Origin of the sequence: Bulleidia extructa W1219, from assembly GCF_000177375.1 — a bacterium.
GTDB classification, from domain to species: domain Bacteria; phylum Bacillota_I; class Bacilli_A; order Erysipelotrichales; family Erysipelotrichaceae; genus Bulleidia; species Bulleidia extructa.
This window is the reverse complement of record NZ_ADFR01000002.1, coordinates 36,797-53,099: the sequence shown is the minus strand read 5'-3', so window position 1 is coordinate 53,099 and position 16,303 is coordinate 36,797. Positions and strand designations below refer to the sequence as shown.

Below are 16,303 nucleotides of genomic sequence, written 5' to 3'. Positions count from 1 at the left end.
CGGTTCCTTAGCCAAGTGGTAAGGCAGCTGACTGCAACTCAGCGAGCGCCGGTCCGACTCCGGCAGGAACCTCTTATGGGGAAGTGGCGGAATGGTAGACGCACAGGACTTAAAATCCTGTATTGGAGACAATGTGTGGGTTCGAGTCCCATCTTCCCCATTGAAAAAGTCAGGATGAAAACTGACTTTTTTTAATGCCGAAAAAGGTTTGGATTGATATAATAAGATGGTATGAAGGAGGTAGATAAGATGGATGAATTTATGGAAAAAATGAGTGTTAATCAACTTAGAAAAATGATAGATCATTCTGAAGCCTCCTCACTTTCGGAGTATATTCGAGAAGTCAATGCAGTGGACATTGCTCAATGTGCAGAAGAGTTAGAAGATGAAGAAATTTGGAAGCTTCTTTCTATTTTAAGCGTACAAGATATTGCTCTTATTTTGGAACAAGCTAATGAAGATTTAGGCATGCGTATCATTGATAATATTCCTATGGATGACGTGATTGATGTTTTAAGTTACATGCAGAAAGATGACATTGTTGACTTGATTGGTGAAATGCCAATTGGGAAGCGTAAGCTATTGATTAATAAGATGCGCAAGGGTGATCGTAATATTATCTCGCGTTTATTAGAGTACCCGGAAGATTCAGCCGGTGGTATCATGACCACTGCATATATTGCTTTGAGAAGTGACTTATTAGTATCGGAAGGTCTAAATAAAATTCGTGAAATTGCCCCAAAAACCGAAGTGATTGAAACTATTTATGTGGTTAATGCACGAGGCCAATTGATCGGTACGGCTGATTTACGCCATTTTTTAACTTCTCCTAAAGGAACTTTAATTTCCAGTTTTGCAAAAGAAAACGTGATTTCTGTTCATCCTGAAATGGATCAAGAAGAAGTGGCTCACTTGGTGTCAAAATACGATTTAAATGCGATTCCTGTAGTCAATAAACACAATGTCATTCTGGGTATTATTACTGTAGATGATGTCATTGATGTTATGATTCAAGAGTATAACGAAGATATTTTGGAATTAGGAGGTGTATCAAAGGAAGAAAGCCTGGATACAACTTTATGGGAATCTGTACGTCTTCGATTACCGTGGTTATTAATCAATTTAGCCACCGCTTTTTTAGCTTCTATGACTGTTAAGATGTTTGAAAGTACCATTGCACAGGTAGTTGCTTTGAGTTCTATTATGACTATTGTGACGGGAATGGGAGGAAACTCCGGAAGTCAGACTCAATCCATTATGGTACGTGCTATTGCGACAGAAGAGATCCATTTTAAAAAGCATTTTTATTCCTTTAATAAGGAAATTTTGTTAGGGATCATCAATGGAGCAGTGAATGGTTTAGTAACGGGAATAGCGGTATGGATCATCTATCATAACTTCTATTTGGCAGTGATTGTTTTTATTGCAATGATTGGTAATTTGATTGTCGGCGGCATCTTTGGTTTTGCGGTTCCTGTTCTATTAAAAAAACTGGGAGCCGATCCGGCTGTTGCTTCCAGTATCTTTCTAACGACTGCTACGGATGTCTTGGGTTTCTTTATTTTTCTTTCTCTAGCTAAATTATTTTTACCGTTGTTGGTGTAAAATATGACGAATGGTTTGTGTGTCATATATATAGAATTTAATTTTTTCTTCATCTAATGTTTCGTTGATCTGATTGTAATACAATTGGATTTTTTTATAGAGACCTTGATATTTTTCGTTCACCTGAAAAGGATCCCCGGTGTATAGGGAATAGAAATACCAAAAGCTAAGTGTCCACATCATTTCATAACAGCTTTCCTCGATCCAAAAATCACCTTTTTCTAAGGGAAGATCCATTTGTTCTAATAGTTTTTCAATTAGGAATAGACCATCGTTGGTAGACTTCCAAATATCGGTATAAACATAATCAAAGTTCTTTAAGTAACTTTCTTGGAAGTAGTCAAAAGCATTTCCTAGAAGGAAATGGACTTTTTTCTTTTGTGGAAATTGAGGATAAATAAAACGCTGGAACATGGAAAGAACCGCTTCATTTTTTTCGATAACCGTTACTTCTTCAACGGTTGGATTATCCAAAACAAACCACAAGAAATATCCAATCCCTAACCCAAAGGTAAGCACTTTTCCATGAGCTTTTTGGGAAGGGTGATAATTGGTGTTGTACTCACTTGGTGCATCCACCATCCAATCTTTATCATCTTGGTAAAGATATAGGGTTTCAAAATGTTGATCCATCGCCCTTAATTTCATCCAATCATTTAATTCACGATGAGGGTCTTTTTGAATTTCATCACTATTAAATAATTCAAAACCGGCGGTTTTTTCTTTCTTAAATGAAAAGTGATCATCCTTGACATAGTCTAAATGGACTTGTTGATGATAAGAATTGTTTTCCCACTCTTTTGTAGATAGAAAAAGAGATGGCCATTGTTTCTTAGGACCTTGGAATTCCGCAAAATTCGCTTCATTTAATAATTTTTGGACTTTTCTTTCATTAGCTTTGGTCACATGATACGCTAAAAAATCAGCTTTATGATCTTGTTGGATATGGTCAAGACAACGATTGAAAAAAGCGTCTAATTTTTTGGATGGAAGAATATTCATTGCTAATATTATACTGGAAGTGTTAAAGTAATAAAATATTGAGGGATTTTTATGGTACTAGCTTTAGGAATTTTCATCATCATGTATGTTTTACTTTTATCTTTACCAAACTATCGTCCTTACATTGCTTTAGGAGCATCGTCATTATTTGTTTTATTGGGAATTTTGCCGATAGGTCATGTGTTTGGAGCAATCAATTGGAATGTTATTTTAATGTTGGCCGGTACGATGATGGTGGTGGAATTATTTATTCAGTCACAAATGCCGATGTTGATAGCAGAAAAGCTTCTTCAAATCACTCCGAATGTGAAGTGGGCAGTCATTGTTTTGAGTTTGTTTTCGGGTGTTGTCAGTGCTTTTGTGGATAATGTGGCGACATTATTAATGCTGGCTCCAATTGGTTTATCTGTTTCTAAAAAATTGCATATCAATCCGGTACCGATTATTATTTCTATTTCAGTTTCTTCAAATTTGCAAGGAGCAGCCACTTTAGTAGGAGATACAACTTCTATTCTATTAGGTGGTTATGCCCATATGAGTTTTAATGATTTTTTCATTTATCAAGGAAAACCATCCATTGCTTTTGCGACAGAAATTGGTGCTTTATTAACCATTCCTGTTTTATTGATACTGTTTCGAAAAGAAAGTAAAAAGATTTCAGCTCAAGTGGCAACAAAAGTGACCAATTTTATTCCTACCATTTTACTATTAGCGGTCATTGGTTCTTTGATTTTTGCCTCCCAATTTGAACATAAACCGGAATTAACAAATGGCTATATTTGTTTGGCGTTTGCCTTTATAGGTTTATTGTATGAAGTTTTGATTCGTAAGAAGAAAGAAAATGTCATGTCTATCATTAAGGCGGTTGATTTAAAGACTTTATGGTTATTGATTGGCTTGTTTATTGTGGTTCAAGGTATTACGGAGGCCGGGGTGATCGCAGCGATAGCAGATTTTTTTGTAAAAGTCGGTGGGCGTTCGGCTCTTTTGATGTATGTCTTGATTTTGACTGTTTCAGTGGCAATTTCAGCTTTTGTAGATAATATTCCCTACGTAGCAACGATGTTGCCGGTGGTTCGTGGAATTGCTATGAATATGGGTATTGATCCAACAGTTCTTTATTTTGGTTTGTTGATTGGAGCTACTTTAGGGGGAAATTTAACGCCTGTTGGAGCATCAGCGAACATTACGGGTATGGGTATTTTAAATCGAGCGGGATTTGAAGTGAGTACAAAAGACTTTATGAAAATAGGAGTTCCGTTTACTTTAGTAGCTGTTATTGGTGGTGGTTTATTCACTTGGTTTATTTGGGGAATTTAAAAATAGTTCTTCCTAAAATGAAAAGGGAGTTTATAATAGACAGGGTAAGAGGAAATAAGCATGAATCAAAAAAACTTGGCGATTCGTTATTTTAGTAAAACAGGAAGTATTAAAAAATTAGCTGAAGCGATGGCAAAACAAATTCATGTAGAGGCTTTGGATGTGACACACCCTGTTTCGAAAGCCGATATTTTATTCCTAGGAGCTTCTGTTTATTGGTTTGGATTAGATCCTAGTGTCAAAGAGTTTGTGAAAACGCTTCGTCCTGAGCAAGTTAAGAAAGTGGTTATTTTTTCCACTTCCGCTTTTATGGAAAGGGCTTATTCTGAGTTGAAGGAATTACTGGAGAAGCAACATATTGAAGTAGTTACACGTCACTTTTATTGTCATGATCGTTTTTTATATTTTCATCCGGATTGTCCAACATTAGAAGATGTCAGTGATGCCATGCGTTTTGCGAAAGTACTAAGTGAAAAGTTAGATTAAACCTAAGTCTTGAGGATTTAGGTTTTTTTGTGGAAATTTATAAATTTTATCAAGATATTATAAATACCTGAAACATTGTATTTTTTATAATTGAATCAAAGGTAGTAAACATGGGAGGAGAAATTATGTTGAAAAAGAGTGTCTTTCATTTAACACTGGCTTTTGTGTTAGCTTTGGGCGTAGCGGGATGCGCACAAAAGAAAACAAGTTTAAAAGATGGAACCTACACAGCTAACACAACTGGTCATAATGGGCCATTAGAAGTGAAGGTTACCATTGCTGAGGGTAAGATCAAAGATATTGATGTTTCTAAGAACGTTGAAACGAAAGGGATCGGAAGTCTTGCTATTGAAAAAATAAAGAATAAGGTGATTGAAAAACAAACTTTAAATGTGGATACAGCTACCGGAGCGACGATTAGCTCAGCGGCTACATTAAGGGCTTTAAAGGATGCTTTAAAAGAGGCAGGTTTAACGAAAGAAGCTATGGAATCGATGCCAAAGGAAAGCATTAACCAAGTCTTGAGTGAAAAAGAATATCAATATGATGTGGTGATTGTTGGAGCTGGAGGAGCAGGATTGACAGCTGCCATTCAAGCAAGGGAGAAAGGGGCTAAAGTTTTAGTTTTAGAAAAAACAAGTCAAGTTGGCGGTAATACGTTGGTATCTGGCGGTGGAATTAACGTACCGGGGACGGATTTACAGAAAAAGAAAGGTATTTCAGATTCGGCTGATCTATATCAAAAGGACACATTAAAAGGTGGCGATCATTTAGGGAAACCGGAATTAGTGAATACTTTAGCTTCACGAGCTCTTGAGGCGTATCAATGGTTGGTGAAGGATGTAAAGATGAACTTTATTCAAGATCGTGTGCAACAGTTTGGTGGCCATTCTGTTCCACGTGCTGCCATTCCGAATGGTAATTCCGGTTATGAGATGATTTCTAAACTTGAAAAATTAGCCATTGATAAAGGGGTTGATATTTTTAAAAACACCAGTGCTAAGAAATTGATGGTGGATGATAAAGGGGTCGTGACCGGAGTGATGGGTGAAAATGCCGGAAAAGAAGTTAAATTTATAGCTAAGAAAGCAGTTGTCTTGGCCAGTGGCGGTTTTGGATCCAATATTGAAATGCGAAAGAAATACAATTCAACTTATGATGAAAAATATAAAACAACTTGTATTTCTACAAGTTCTGGTGATGGAATTAAGATGGCTAAAGACATTGGAGCTGCTTTAGTGGATATGAAACAAATTCAAGTTTATCCAACTTGTAACCCACAAACAGGGATCATTTCTTATGTTGCCAATTCACGTTTTGATGGGGGAATTTTAGTTAATCAAAAGGGAAAACGATTTGTGAATGATATGGGTCGTCGTGATGTGATTTCGAATGCTATTTTAGCTCAACCTGGTCAATATGCTTATTTATTGTGGGGTCAGGAAGTTGAAAGTAATGGGCATATGACACAAATTCATAAGAATGAATTTGAAAATTTGAAGAAGTCGGGGTTATTATTTGAAGCTAACAGTATTGAAGAATTAGCTGAAAAAACAAAAATTGATGTCTCTACGTTAAAGAAAACACTGGAAACTTACAATAAGTACGTGGCTATGGGAAGCGATCCGGAACAAAAGCGCGGCGGTAAGCTTCGTTCTATTACGAAAGGTCCTTTCTACATTCAAAAAGTAGCTCCTGCAACACATCATACAATGGGTGGCGTAGCGATCAATTCTAAAACACAAGTATTAAATGAACAAGGTAAAGTGATTCAACACCTATTTGCGGCTGGGGAAGTGACTGGCGGCATTCATGGAACGAATCGTTTAGGAGGTAATGCGATTACTGACATCGTTGTATTTGGACGTATTGCCGGAGAAAATGCGGCTAAATAGAAGGGTTATTTGAACTGAAGTATGTGGTTGTACTTCAGTTTTTTGATGATAAACTTTAAAATAAATGTATGAAAAGATTATATAACGTCATTGTTCATCGTGTCGTTTTGTTATTGATTGCATCAATTCTTTGCATTTCTTCGATTTCGGTATTCACTATTTATCGATATATTTTGCCTAATATGCAGCAATTGGTGAATAATCATGTGAATACTCAAGTAGGCAATATTAATTTGTGGTTTCAATTTAATAGTGAGTTGATTCGTTTATATGCTACACAATTTCAAAAGGAAGAAATATCTGGTCAAAACTATAAACATTTACTTGCCAAATTGGAAGAATTTAAAAATAAATCTAATATTCAATATGACTCTTTGGGTTTTATTACTCTTGACGGACGAAAGTATGTGACAGATCATTCGAATTTTAATGTAGAGGATCGCCCTTATTTTGCGGAATTAAAATCCGGCAGAAAAGATGTGGTGATTTCTGATGTGATTGAATCTAAATCAAATAAAAATAAACTCATTTTGATCTTGGCTAAAATATATGATGAAAAACATCAAGTAAAAGGGTATATTAGTGGGGCTTTGAAAACGGAATATATTGAAAATCTGATGGCAAATGTGGCCGGGAATTTTCATGCATATTTGAAAAATAATAAAAATGAAACGGTGTTAGGCAATGACCGATTTCATCGTACGGGTATTCATATTGAAAAGAGGTTGTATTCTTATTTGAATTTAACTTATGTGCTGGATATTCCACGGAGTTATTACATGAATACGATTCTTTTGACTGTTATTTTTATCATTTTGGCAACTGTTATTTTATTATTAGTGACTAGGATGGTAACTCATCATGTGGCTCATTGTCTTGTTAAGCCGATTCAAAGTTTAGAGATAGCTATGGCTAAAACGAAAAACGGTATCTTAGAGAAAAACAAGGAAGAGACAGCTATATTGGAATTCAATAATTTAAATCGAAATTATAACCAAATGATTGAAGAAATTTATCTTTTATTACAACAAGTAAAAGAAAAAGAAATGGAGCGTAATGATGCAAACAATAAAGCTATGTATGCTCAAATCAAACCGCATTTCCTATATAATACATTAGAAACCATTCAAGCCATGGCTTTTGATCATGAGGATGAAGATGTGGAAAAGGCTATTCAGGATTTAGCTGTCTTTTTTAGAATTAGTTTAAGTAACGACAGGCAAATTATTAGCTTGCAAGAAGAAATGAATCATGTTCAAAGTTATTTAAATATTCAAAAATTAAGGTATCAAGATGTTCTGCAATATAGTTTTGAGATACAACATGTAGAGTTGGAAAGACCATTTTTGAAATTTACTTTGCAGCCATTGGTCGAGAATGCTATTTATCATGGCGTTAAATTATTGCAAAAAAAAGAACCGATTATGATTCGTGTGTATCAAGAAAAAGAAGATATTGTAATAGAGGTGGAAAATACTTTTGAAGACATAGATTTAACACACATTAAAAATATTAACCGGATTTTAGAGAGTGGTTGCACACCGGATGGTCAACAGGGCTATGGTTTATTTAATGTGAATGAACGGATTAAACATCAATATGGAAATGAGTATGGGGTTTGTTTAAGAGTGGAAGATCATCGTTTTATTAGTCGGATGATTCAACCGGGGAGATAAAGATGAATATATTAATTGCAGATGATGAAGAAATCATTAGACGAAATTTTGTCAAGAGAATTGTGAAAGAAGGATTACCCTTTGTGGAAGTGTATAGAGCGGCTAACGGAAAGGAAGCTCTACAGCTATTTAGTGAAAGGGATATTGACATAGCATTAATTGATATTAATATGCCATTTAAGAATGGAATTGATTTAATTCGTGAAATTCGTCAACAAAATCAAAAAGTGATTTTGATTATTGTGTCGGGATATGATGATTTTCGTTTTGCCCAACAAGCGGTTGAATTGGGAGTATTTCGATATCTATTAAAACCGGTGGATGCGACTGAATTTATTTCGGTGATTCAAGAGGCAATAAGACAGGTCAGAAAATATCCAAAACATCATTATTCTCTTATGATTAAAAAAATACTTGAAGACATTCAAGAAAATATGGGGAATGAAGACTATTCCCTTAAAGATGTAGCGAAGCTTCTTCAATTAAGTGATGGATATATTACTAAGCTCATTAAAAAAGAATTGGGAAAAACATTTGTGGATCTAGTAACGGATATTCGTATTCAACATGCTAAATATTTAATTGATAATAATGAGGCTAATTATAAATTGTATGAAATTGCAGAAATTTGCGGTTTTAGCAACCAATATTATTTTTCACAAGTTTTTAAAAAGGTGGTTGGAATATCTCCTAAGCAATATAGTTTAAGAAATTGGAGAGAATAAAAGTCTCTGTCAGACTATCTGATAGAGACTTTGTTTATAACCAAGTAATCTTAGCTTCAGTTTTATTTCGAATGCGTTCAATATTCGTTTTATGTCGATAAGTAACGAATAGCCAAAGAACAAACAAAGACATTTGGATTGAAATTGGTTCTTTTAAGAAAAGACTCATGATACAAGCTGAGAATAAAGCAACCAAAGAAGCTAGAGAGACCATCTTAGATAAATAAAGAGTTATTAACAATACTGATAATGGTATAGCAAATAGACCGACATATTCTCCTCGATGGAATAAACAAATACCTAATAAGAAACCAAAGCTGGTCGCAACAGCTTTCCCTCCTTTGAATTGGGCAAAAATAGGAAAACAATGTCCTAAACAACAGGCCAATCCTGCAAAGATAAGTGCCTTTGGTGCTAGATAATAACTAATCAGCATAGCCGGAATCGTTTTCAGAGCATCTAAGACAATGACACTAATACCGACTTTTTTTCCTAAGACACGACCTGCATTGGTTCCCCCTAGATTTCCGGATCCCTTTGTCCGGATATCCGTGTGGTAGAAAACTTTTCCAATGACTAAAGCCCAAGGGATTGATCCGAATAAATACGCTATGATGCAAGCGAAAATACTGTTTAACATAATAAAACTCCTATGAATGATTTTAGTATATACCAAGGCTGCCATCTCTTCAAAAAAAGCGTGAAAATTAGTATAATGAAAAGACTATTAGGAGATCAAATGGCGAATAAGTATAATGACGATAGTATTCAAATTTTAGAAGGTTTAGAGGCGGTTCGAAAAAGACCGGGAATGTATATTGGAGCGGCTGATTCTCATGGCTTGCATCACTTAATTTGGGAAATTGTTGATAATGCGATTGACGAGGCTCTCAATGGTTTTGGTAAGGAAATTAAAATTACATTGGAAAAAGATGGATCTTTGACGGTGGAAGACCATGGTCGCGGTATACCTACCGGAAGACATGTTTCGGGGATGCCGACCATCCAAGTTATTTTTACCATTCTTCATGCTGGTGGTAAGTTTACTAGTCAAGGTGGCTATAAGACCGCAGGTGGTTTACATGGGGTTGGTGCTTCAGTGGTGAATGCGTTAAGTGAATGGCTGGTTGTTGAATCTTTTCATGATGGGGAACATGTCCGAATGTCTTTTAAAAATGGTGGGAAAGAGGCTTCTAAATTGGAAAAACTGGGAAAAACCACCAAGACGGGAACCATCGTTCGCTTTAAACCGGATCCGGCTATTTTTCATGTGACTCATTTCCATTTTGAACAAGTGGCTGAAAGAGCCAGAGAAGAGGCCTTCTTGTTGTCGGGTATTTCCATGGTGGTGGAAGATAAGCGAGAAGGTAAAGAAGCGAAAGAAGTTTTTCATTATGAAAATGGATTAGTGGCTTTCTTAGAATACTTACATGAAGATCGTCATGTGATAATGGAACCGGTTAAATTTGAAGGTGAATATCAAGGGGTTGAAGTAGCTTGTATTTTTCAATATACCGATGATTATCAAGAAAATACCTATAGTTATGCCAATCTTGTTCACACAGGTGATGGAGGAAGCCATGAAGTCGGATTTAAAGGAGCTTTCACCAAAGCGATGAATGAATATGCTCGTAAATATGGTTTATTAAAGGCTAAAGATAAGAATTTGGATGGTTTAGATGTTCGGGAAGGGTTGACCACGATTATTTCCGTTCGTGTTCCGGAAGATTATTTAGAGTTTCAAGCGCAGGTGAAAAGTAAACTAACAACGCCATTAGCTAAGACAGCGGTTGAGAATGTGGTGTTGGAGAAATTAAGCTTCTGGTTAGAAGAACATCGAAATGAGGCTGATGATTTAATTAAGAAGATGCAACGAGCGCAACAAGCTCGTGAAGCGGCTCGTAAAGCGAAAGAAAATGTTCGAAAAGGAAAGAATTTAGGAAAAGGAGAAAAGGTTTTATCCGGTAAATTGGCTCCAGCTCAGACGAAGAATTCAAAGATCAAAGAACTCTTTTTAGTGGAAGGAGATTCAGCGGGCGGTTCAGCTAAACAGGGAAGAGATTCTCATTATCAAGCCATTCTTCCTTTGCGTGGTAAGGTTTTAAATACAGAACATGTATCCATGACAGAAATTGAAAAAAATGAAGAATTAAATACCTTGATTTATACTTTGGGTGCCGGGGTAGGAAAAGAATTCATCATTGATGATGTTAATTATGGTAAGGTCATTATTATGACCGATGCGGATGATGATGGATCCCACATTCAAATTCTGTTATTAACTTTCTTTTTCCGATATATGCGTCCTCTTGTGGAACAAGGCATGGTTTATATTGCTTTACCGCCTTTGTATAAAGTCAGCAAAGGAAAAGAAGTGCAATATTGTTATAGTGATGAAGAATTAGAAGAATTAAAAGCAAAACTTGGGAAAGTGGAAATTCAACGATACAAAGGTCTAGGAGAAATGAATGCGACTCAATTATGGGAGACTACGATGGATCCGGATCATCGAACGTTGATACAAGTCAATATTGATGATTTATTGATAGCTGAAAAAAGAGTTTCCATGTTGATGGGGAATAAACCGGAATCCCGTCGTCATTGGATTGAAGAGAACATTCAATTTACATTGGAAGATAGCTTTAAGGGAGAGATGTCATGACCAAGAAAAAAGAATGGGTGGATCATACTCGATATTTGAATCAGCGTTTGGAAGACATTATGGGTGCCGGTTTTGGTCGTTATGCGAAATACATCATTCAAGAAAGAGCCTTGCCGGATGTAAGGGATGGGTTGAAACCGGTTCAAAGAAGAATTTTATACGCTATGTATAACGATGGGAATACACATGATAAACCTTATCGTAAGTCAGCGAAAACAGTTGGATTGGTGATCGGTAATTATCATCCACATGGGGATTCTTCTGTCTATGATGCGATGGTTCGTATGTCACAAGATTGGAAGGTTCGTATGCCTTTTATTGACATGCATGGGAATAATGGGTCTATTGATGATGACCCGGCTGCCGCAATGCGTTATACGGAAGCTCGTTTAGCCAAAGTGACACAAGTCATGGAAGAAGATTTGGATAAAGATACGGTTGAAATGAGCCCGAATTTTGATGATACGGATATAGAACCAACGGTATTACCGGTATCATTTCCTGTGATGTTAGTTAATGGGGCGACCGGTATTGCGGCAGGATATGCCACCAATATGCCACCTCATAATATCAATGAAGTGATAGATGCCACGATTTATCGTATTCAGAATGCGGAGTGTTCTTTAAATGATGTGATGGATATTCTTCCAGGGCCGGATTTTCCAACTGGTGGCATTGTACAGGGAGAAGAGGGTATTCGAGAAGCCTTTACTACAGGTAAAGGACGTATTGTGGTGCGTGCAAAAACAGAAATTATTCAGGAAAAAAATCTTCAACAGATTGTGATTACTGAAATTCCTTATGAGGTGGTCAAAGGAAATTTGGTAAAAAAGATGGATGAAATTCGAATTTCCAGAGAAGTAGATGGTTTAATAGATGTACGAGATGAATCGGATCGAAATGGATTGCGTATTGTGATAGATGTCCGTAAGGATGTGGATGCGAATTTAATTTTGCAGTATTTCTTTAAAAATACGGATCTGCAAGTGTATTACAACTATAACAATGTGGCTATTATGCGAGAAAGACCGGTTCAAGTGGGCTTGTTAGGACTTTTGGATGCTTTCATTGATTTCCGTAAAGAAGTGGTTTTACGAAGATCACGTTTTGAATTAAATAAAATGGAAGCCAGAGTACATATCATTGAGGGTTTGATTAAGGCTGTTTCGGTTTTAGATGAAGTAATAGCTATCATCCGAGCCTCTAAAGATAAAGCGGATGCCAAGTTTCGTTTAATAGAAAACTTTGGCTTTGATGAAGTGCAAGCGGAAGCGATCGTGACTTTGCGGCTGTATCGGTTAAGTAATACTGATATTGTGTCTTTGCGAAATGAATTTGCTCAGTTGGTCAACCAAATTGAAGAAACAAAATCCATTTTGGAAAATGAATCGGTTTTACGTCATTTAATGGTTCAAGAATTGCGTCAAGTGAAAGAAAATTATGGGGATGCTCGTCGGACAAAAATTGAAGCGAAAATTGACGAAATTAATATCAGTAAGGAAGCGATGATTCCAAGTGAACAGGTTATGATCACAGTATCGAAAGATGGGTATTTGAAGAGAGTATCTTTGCGCTCTTTTAATGCGGTTCGCGATCAAGAAACGGGATTAAAAACCGGTGACCAATTGATTGGCCAACGGGAAGTGAATACGTTAGATACGTTGTTATTGTTTACTTCTAAGGGAAACTATGCGATGGTACCGGTTTGGCAAATAGATGATGAAAAGTGGAAAGAGATTGGTAGCCATTTGAATAAATTGGTTCGGGTTGATTCGGAAGAAAAGGTGATCTCTGCTATCGTGGTTAAAAATTTTGATTCTTATGCTTGGATTACCTTGGTCACAAAGGGAAATAAAATCAAGAAAACAAAATTAAGTGATTGGAAGGTGGAACGAACCTCTCGTTTATTTAAAGCCATTAACTTGGAAGAAAAAGATGAAGTTTGTGCTGCTTTTATGACCTATCAATCACAAGAAGTGCTGGTGGTCACAAAGGATGGATATGCTTTGCGGATGTCACAAGATCAAATCCCAGAAGTAAAAGCTTCAAAAGGGGTACAAGCAATGAAAGTAGCTTTTGAAGATGAAGTTGCCTTTGCGACAAGTGTTTATTCTTCTGACAATCTTTTATTCTTGACGGATACCTTACAAGCTAAGAGAATTCATTTGGAAGATTTGCGATTGAGTGGTCGAGCTAAGAATATGGGAGAGAGGATTTGTAAGAAGAATAAATCTAATCCTTCTCGTCTTCAATACGTGTTAGCCGTGAAAACTGGCCAAAACTTAGAGTTCGGTGGAGAATTCAGACAAATTCTATCCACTACCGATATTCCATTTAAAGAAAAAGAGATGGGTTTTAGTACTTTATCTTTAGATAAAGATCATTATCTAAAATTAGGGATTCAAGAAGCCTTGATTGAAGATGAACCATTAGAACAAGAAAAACCGGTTTCTTTTGAACAATTGGGCTTATTTGAGGTGAATGAATGAAGTGTGTAGGTTGCGGGGTTGAACTTCAATATGATGCTGCTGACGAGGTAGGGTATAGTCCTAAAAAAGAGGCTTTGTATTGCCAACGATGCTTTCGCTTAAGACATTATGATGATCCTGTCTATTCCAAACGCTTTGGAATAGATCCTAGATTGGTTCTTCAAGGAATTCAGAATCAAGAGGGTGTTTTGGTCTTGGTTATGGATTGTTTTGCGATAGAAGAAAGTTTGGAACAACCCTTTCTCCAAGAATTCAGCGGTCGTGAAATTTTATTAGTATTAACCAAACGAGATATTTTACCGGCTGAAATTGAAGAGGAAAAGATAGTGAAAATGGTGGTGAAAAAGATTCGATCTAAAAAGCTTCCAATTCAACAAGTATTTTTTCACTCTGTTAAGTTAAACTTAGGGAATGAAGAGCTAATTAATTATTTATATCAATATCCTTTGGGCACAAACTTTATTTTTATGGGTTTAGCGAATGCCGGTAAAAGTTCTTTGTTAAATCAATTACTGGAAATGGATACTTTAACCGCTTCTTGCTATCCGGGTACAACTTTATCTTTTTCTAAGTTAAGAAAAGATGGCTATACTTTTATTGATACACCAGGAATGGAAATTCGTGCTTCTTATGTTATGGAAGTGTCTGAATCGGATTTGAAAAAGGTGCTTCCTAATAAGACTTTAGTGGCTCGTAATTATCAGTTATATAGTCCTCAAAGTTATTTTATTGGTGCTTTATTCCGTATGGATTTAACACCAACTGAAAGAGCTTCGGCTACTTTTTACTTTCATGATCAATTGAAGATTCATCGTACTAAGCTAGAGCAAGCCAATGATTTATATCGGCGACAAAAAGGGAAGGATTTGAAGCCTTGTTTAACAAAGGATTTAAGCGAAGAAAGAAACGTTGAAAAAGGAAAAGATAAGGTGGATATTGTTTTACCTGGTCTTGGTTGGATTTGTTTGTCTGGTCATTTTCAAGAAATTAAACTTTATTTACCCAAGGGGATTGAAGTGTACACTAGAAAGGCAATTTTATGATATTAACTCCGAAACAGAAAGCGTATTTACGTTCTTTAGCCCAAACAGAAAAAGCAAAATTTCAATGTGGGAAAGATGGTTTATCCGATACTTTTATTGAATTGATTCAGAATGCATTCCATACGCGTGAATTAATCAAGATTCATGTGTTAAAGGGATTAGAAGTGGATGTAAAAGAATTGGCTTTAGAGATAGCTCATTATACAAAATCAGAAGTGGTTCAGATCATTGGTCGTCAAGTGGTGTTGTATAAAGCCATGAAGACACCTAGAATTGTGTTGCCTCGATGAAAGAAGTTATTGGAAGTTTTGATCCTATTTCTCTAAAGGACGCTCAAAAGCTTCGTAAAATGGCTAAAAAGGAACAATTGGCTTTATCGTGCTTGAAAGAGGGGAAACTGCCATTTGAATATCGCTTGAACTTATTGAAAATGGTTTTCCGAAAGGTCAAAAGAATCAAAGTGGTAGAAACGGTTAGGAATCCAATATGGTATTCATGCCAACAAGAAGAGAAGATTCAACAAGGAAAATTTTATTTAGTACCAACTTGTGTTAGACGAAGTTTATGGAATCAAAATGCGTTTGCAAAAGAAATATTGGAAGCTCATTTAAAGCCGAAGAGAGTGGCTCATTCCTTTTCTGTAGCGAAAGTTTGTGCCGAGTTGGCTCATTGTCATCATCTGGATGAAAAGAAAGCCTATTGGATGGGCTTATGGCATGATATTTGTAAGGATGAGGAACATCAAGAAGAAAAGATGGCGTATTATTATCCTGATATTCATGTGCCATCTTGGGCAATTCATGGCTATTTAGGTGCTAAGTGGGTAAAAGAAAATCTAGGAATTTGGGATCGAGATATTTTAAAAGCCATTCAAAGACATGCTTTGGGTAAACAAGGAAGAACCGCCTATGATTATATTTTATTTATTGCTGATAAAATTGAACCTTTGCGAGGATACAATGCTGATGAGGAAGAACAGCTAGCTAAAAAAGATTTAAAAAAAGCGGTACAACTGGTTTTATATAAGCAAAAAATTTTTTTAGAAAGGAATGAGGATGGACACATTAAAAGCAATTTTAACTCTTTTAGAAACCAAACTGGCAGAGCAAATTCGAGTCATTGATATGCGAGAAGTTTGTTCGTATACGGATTATTTTGTGATTGTAACGGCAAAGAATTTAAGACATCTATCGTCACTGTTAAATGATTGTGAAAAGGAGTTAGATCGATTGAGGCAGCCATATCATCAGGAAGGTGAAAGGGGCAGTTCTTGGTTGTTATTGGACGCTCAAGATTTTATGGTTCATTTTTTCTTAGCGGAAAGTCGCAATCAGTATCGTCTTGAAGCTCTTTGGGCTGACCAACCGCAATATCAAATTGAAGAAATGCTGACGAAGTAG

The 16,303-nt window shown here is 36.2% G+C and carries 14 protein-coding genes and 2 tRNA genes; 14 read left to right on the top strand and 2 right to left on the bottom strand.

The window, feature by feature from the left end:
• Position 1: 1 nt before the first annotated feature.
• The 3 genes from HMPREF9013_RS00685 (at position 2) to mgtE (ending at position 1,605) form a co-directional block, all read left to right on the top strand.
• Positions 2–72 (top strand) — tRNA-Cys (locus HMPREF9013_RS00685).
• Positions 73–77: 5 nt separating this feature from the next.
• Positions 78–160: transfer RNA gene (locus HMPREF9013_RS00680), tRNA-Leu, on the top strand.
• An 89-nt stretch (positions 161–249) separates the two neighbouring features.
• On the top strand, positions 250–1,605 hold the full coding sequence (gene mgtE, locus HMPREF9013_RS00675; protein ID WP_006626444.1) for a magnesium transporter: 1,356 nt from the start codon (positions 250–252) through the stop codon (positions 1,603–1,605).
• On the opposite strand, the gene HMPREF9013_RS00670 is transcribed toward mgtE, so the two are convergent.
• Entirely contained in the window at positions 1,588–2,607 is a 1,020-nt protein-coding gene (locus HMPREF9013_RS00670; RefSeq protein ID WP_006626443.1) for a polyamine aminopropyltransferase, read from the bottom strand. The genes mgtE and HMPREF9013_RS00670 overlap by 18 nt on opposite strands.
• A 51-nt stretch (positions 2,608–2,658) precedes the next feature.
• Between HMPREF9013_RS00670 and HMPREF9013_RS00665 the strand changes: the two genes are divergently transcribed.
• The 5 genes from HMPREF9013_RS00665 (at position 2,659) to HMPREF9013_RS00645 (ending at position 8,709) form a co-directional block, all read left to right on the top strand.
• A complete protein-coding gene (locus HMPREF9013_RS00665) occupies positions 2,659–3,927 on the top strand; it encodes an ArsB/NhaD family transporter (protein WP_006626442.1) in 1,269 nt (422 codons plus the stop codon).
• 60 nt (positions 3,928–3,987) lie between these two features.
• Positions 3,988–4,413, top strand: coding sequence for a flavodoxin family protein (locus HMPREF9013_RS00660; protein ID WP_006626441.1), 426 nt, complete (start codon positions 3,988–3,990; stop codon positions 4,411–4,413).
• A gap of 125 nt (positions 4,414–4,538) precedes the next feature.
• A complete protein-coding gene (locus HMPREF9013_RS00655) occupies positions 4,539–6,308 on the top strand; it encodes a flavocytochrome c (protein ID WP_006626440.1) in 1,770 nt (589 codons plus the stop codon).
• Positions 6,309–6,376: 68 nt separating this feature from the next.
• On the top strand, positions 6,377–7,984 hold the full coding sequence (locus HMPREF9013_RS00650; protein WP_006626439.1) for a sensor histidine kinase: 1,608 nt from the start codon (positions 6,377–6,379) through the stop codon (positions 7,982–7,984).
• 2 nt (positions 7,985–7,986) lie between these two features.
• On the top strand, positions 7,987–8,709 hold the full coding sequence (locus tag HMPREF9013_RS00645) for a response regulator transcription factor (protein WP_006626438.1): 723 nt from the start codon (positions 7,987–7,989) through the stop codon (positions 8,707–8,709).
• 34 nt (positions 8,710–8,743) lie between these two features.
• Here HMPREF9013_RS00645 and plsY read toward each other — a convergent pair whose 3' ends face one another.
• Positions 8,744–9,349, bottom strand: a complete 606-nt coding sequence (gene plsY / locus HMPREF9013_RS00640) for a glycerol-3-phosphate 1-O-acyltransferase PlsY (RefSeq protein ID WP_006626437.1) — start codon at positions 9,347–9,349, stop codon at positions 8,744–8,746.
• Between the two features lie 99 nt (positions 9,350–9,448).
• Between plsY and parE the strand changes: the two genes are divergently transcribed.
• Genes parE through rsfS form a run of 6 tightly spaced genes read left to right on the top strand, consistent with a single transcriptional unit; the run spans position 9,449 to position 16,303 of the window.
• Positions 9,449–11,371, top strand: a complete 1,923-nt coding sequence (gene parE / locus HMPREF9013_RS00635; protein WP_006626436.1) for a DNA topoisomerase IV subunit B — start codon at positions 9,449–9,451, stop codon at positions 11,369–11,371.
• Entirely contained in the window at positions 11,368–13,860 is a 2,493-nt protein-coding gene (gene parC / locus HMPREF9013_RS00630) for a DNA topoisomerase IV subunit A (protein WP_006626435.1), read from the top strand. Before parE ends, parC begins: the two co-directional genes overlap by 4 nt.
• Positions 13,857–14,903: a GTPase gene (locus HMPREF9013_RS00625; RefSeq protein WP_006626434.1), complete on the top strand. Its 1,047-nt coding sequence runs from the start codon at positions 13,857–13,859 to the stop codon at positions 14,901–14,903. Before parC ends, HMPREF9013_RS00625 begins: the two co-directional genes overlap by 4 nt.
• Complete coding sequence (locus tag HMPREF9013_RS00620) at positions 14,900–15,193, top strand: YhbY family RNA-binding protein (RefSeq protein WP_006626433.1); 294 nt, start codon at positions 14,900–14,902, stop codon at positions 15,191–15,193. Before HMPREF9013_RS00625 ends, HMPREF9013_RS00620 begins: the two co-directional genes overlap by 4 nt.
• A complete protein-coding gene (gene yqeK, locus HMPREF9013_RS00615) occupies positions 15,190–16,026 on the top strand; it encodes a bis(5'-nucleosyl)-tetraphosphatase (symmetrical) YqeK (protein WP_006626432.1) in 837 nt (278 codons plus the stop codon). The genes HMPREF9013_RS00620 and yqeK overlap by 4 nt, the downstream gene beginning before the upstream one ends.
• Positions 15,959–16,303 carry a ribosome silencing factor gene (gene rsfS / locus HMPREF9013_RS00610; protein ID WP_040333200.1) on the top strand — a complete coding sequence of 115 codons (345 nt, stop codon included), beginning with the start codon at positions 15,959–15,961 and terminating at the stop codon, positions 16,301–16,303. The genes yqeK and rsfS overlap by 68 nt, the downstream gene beginning before the upstream one ends.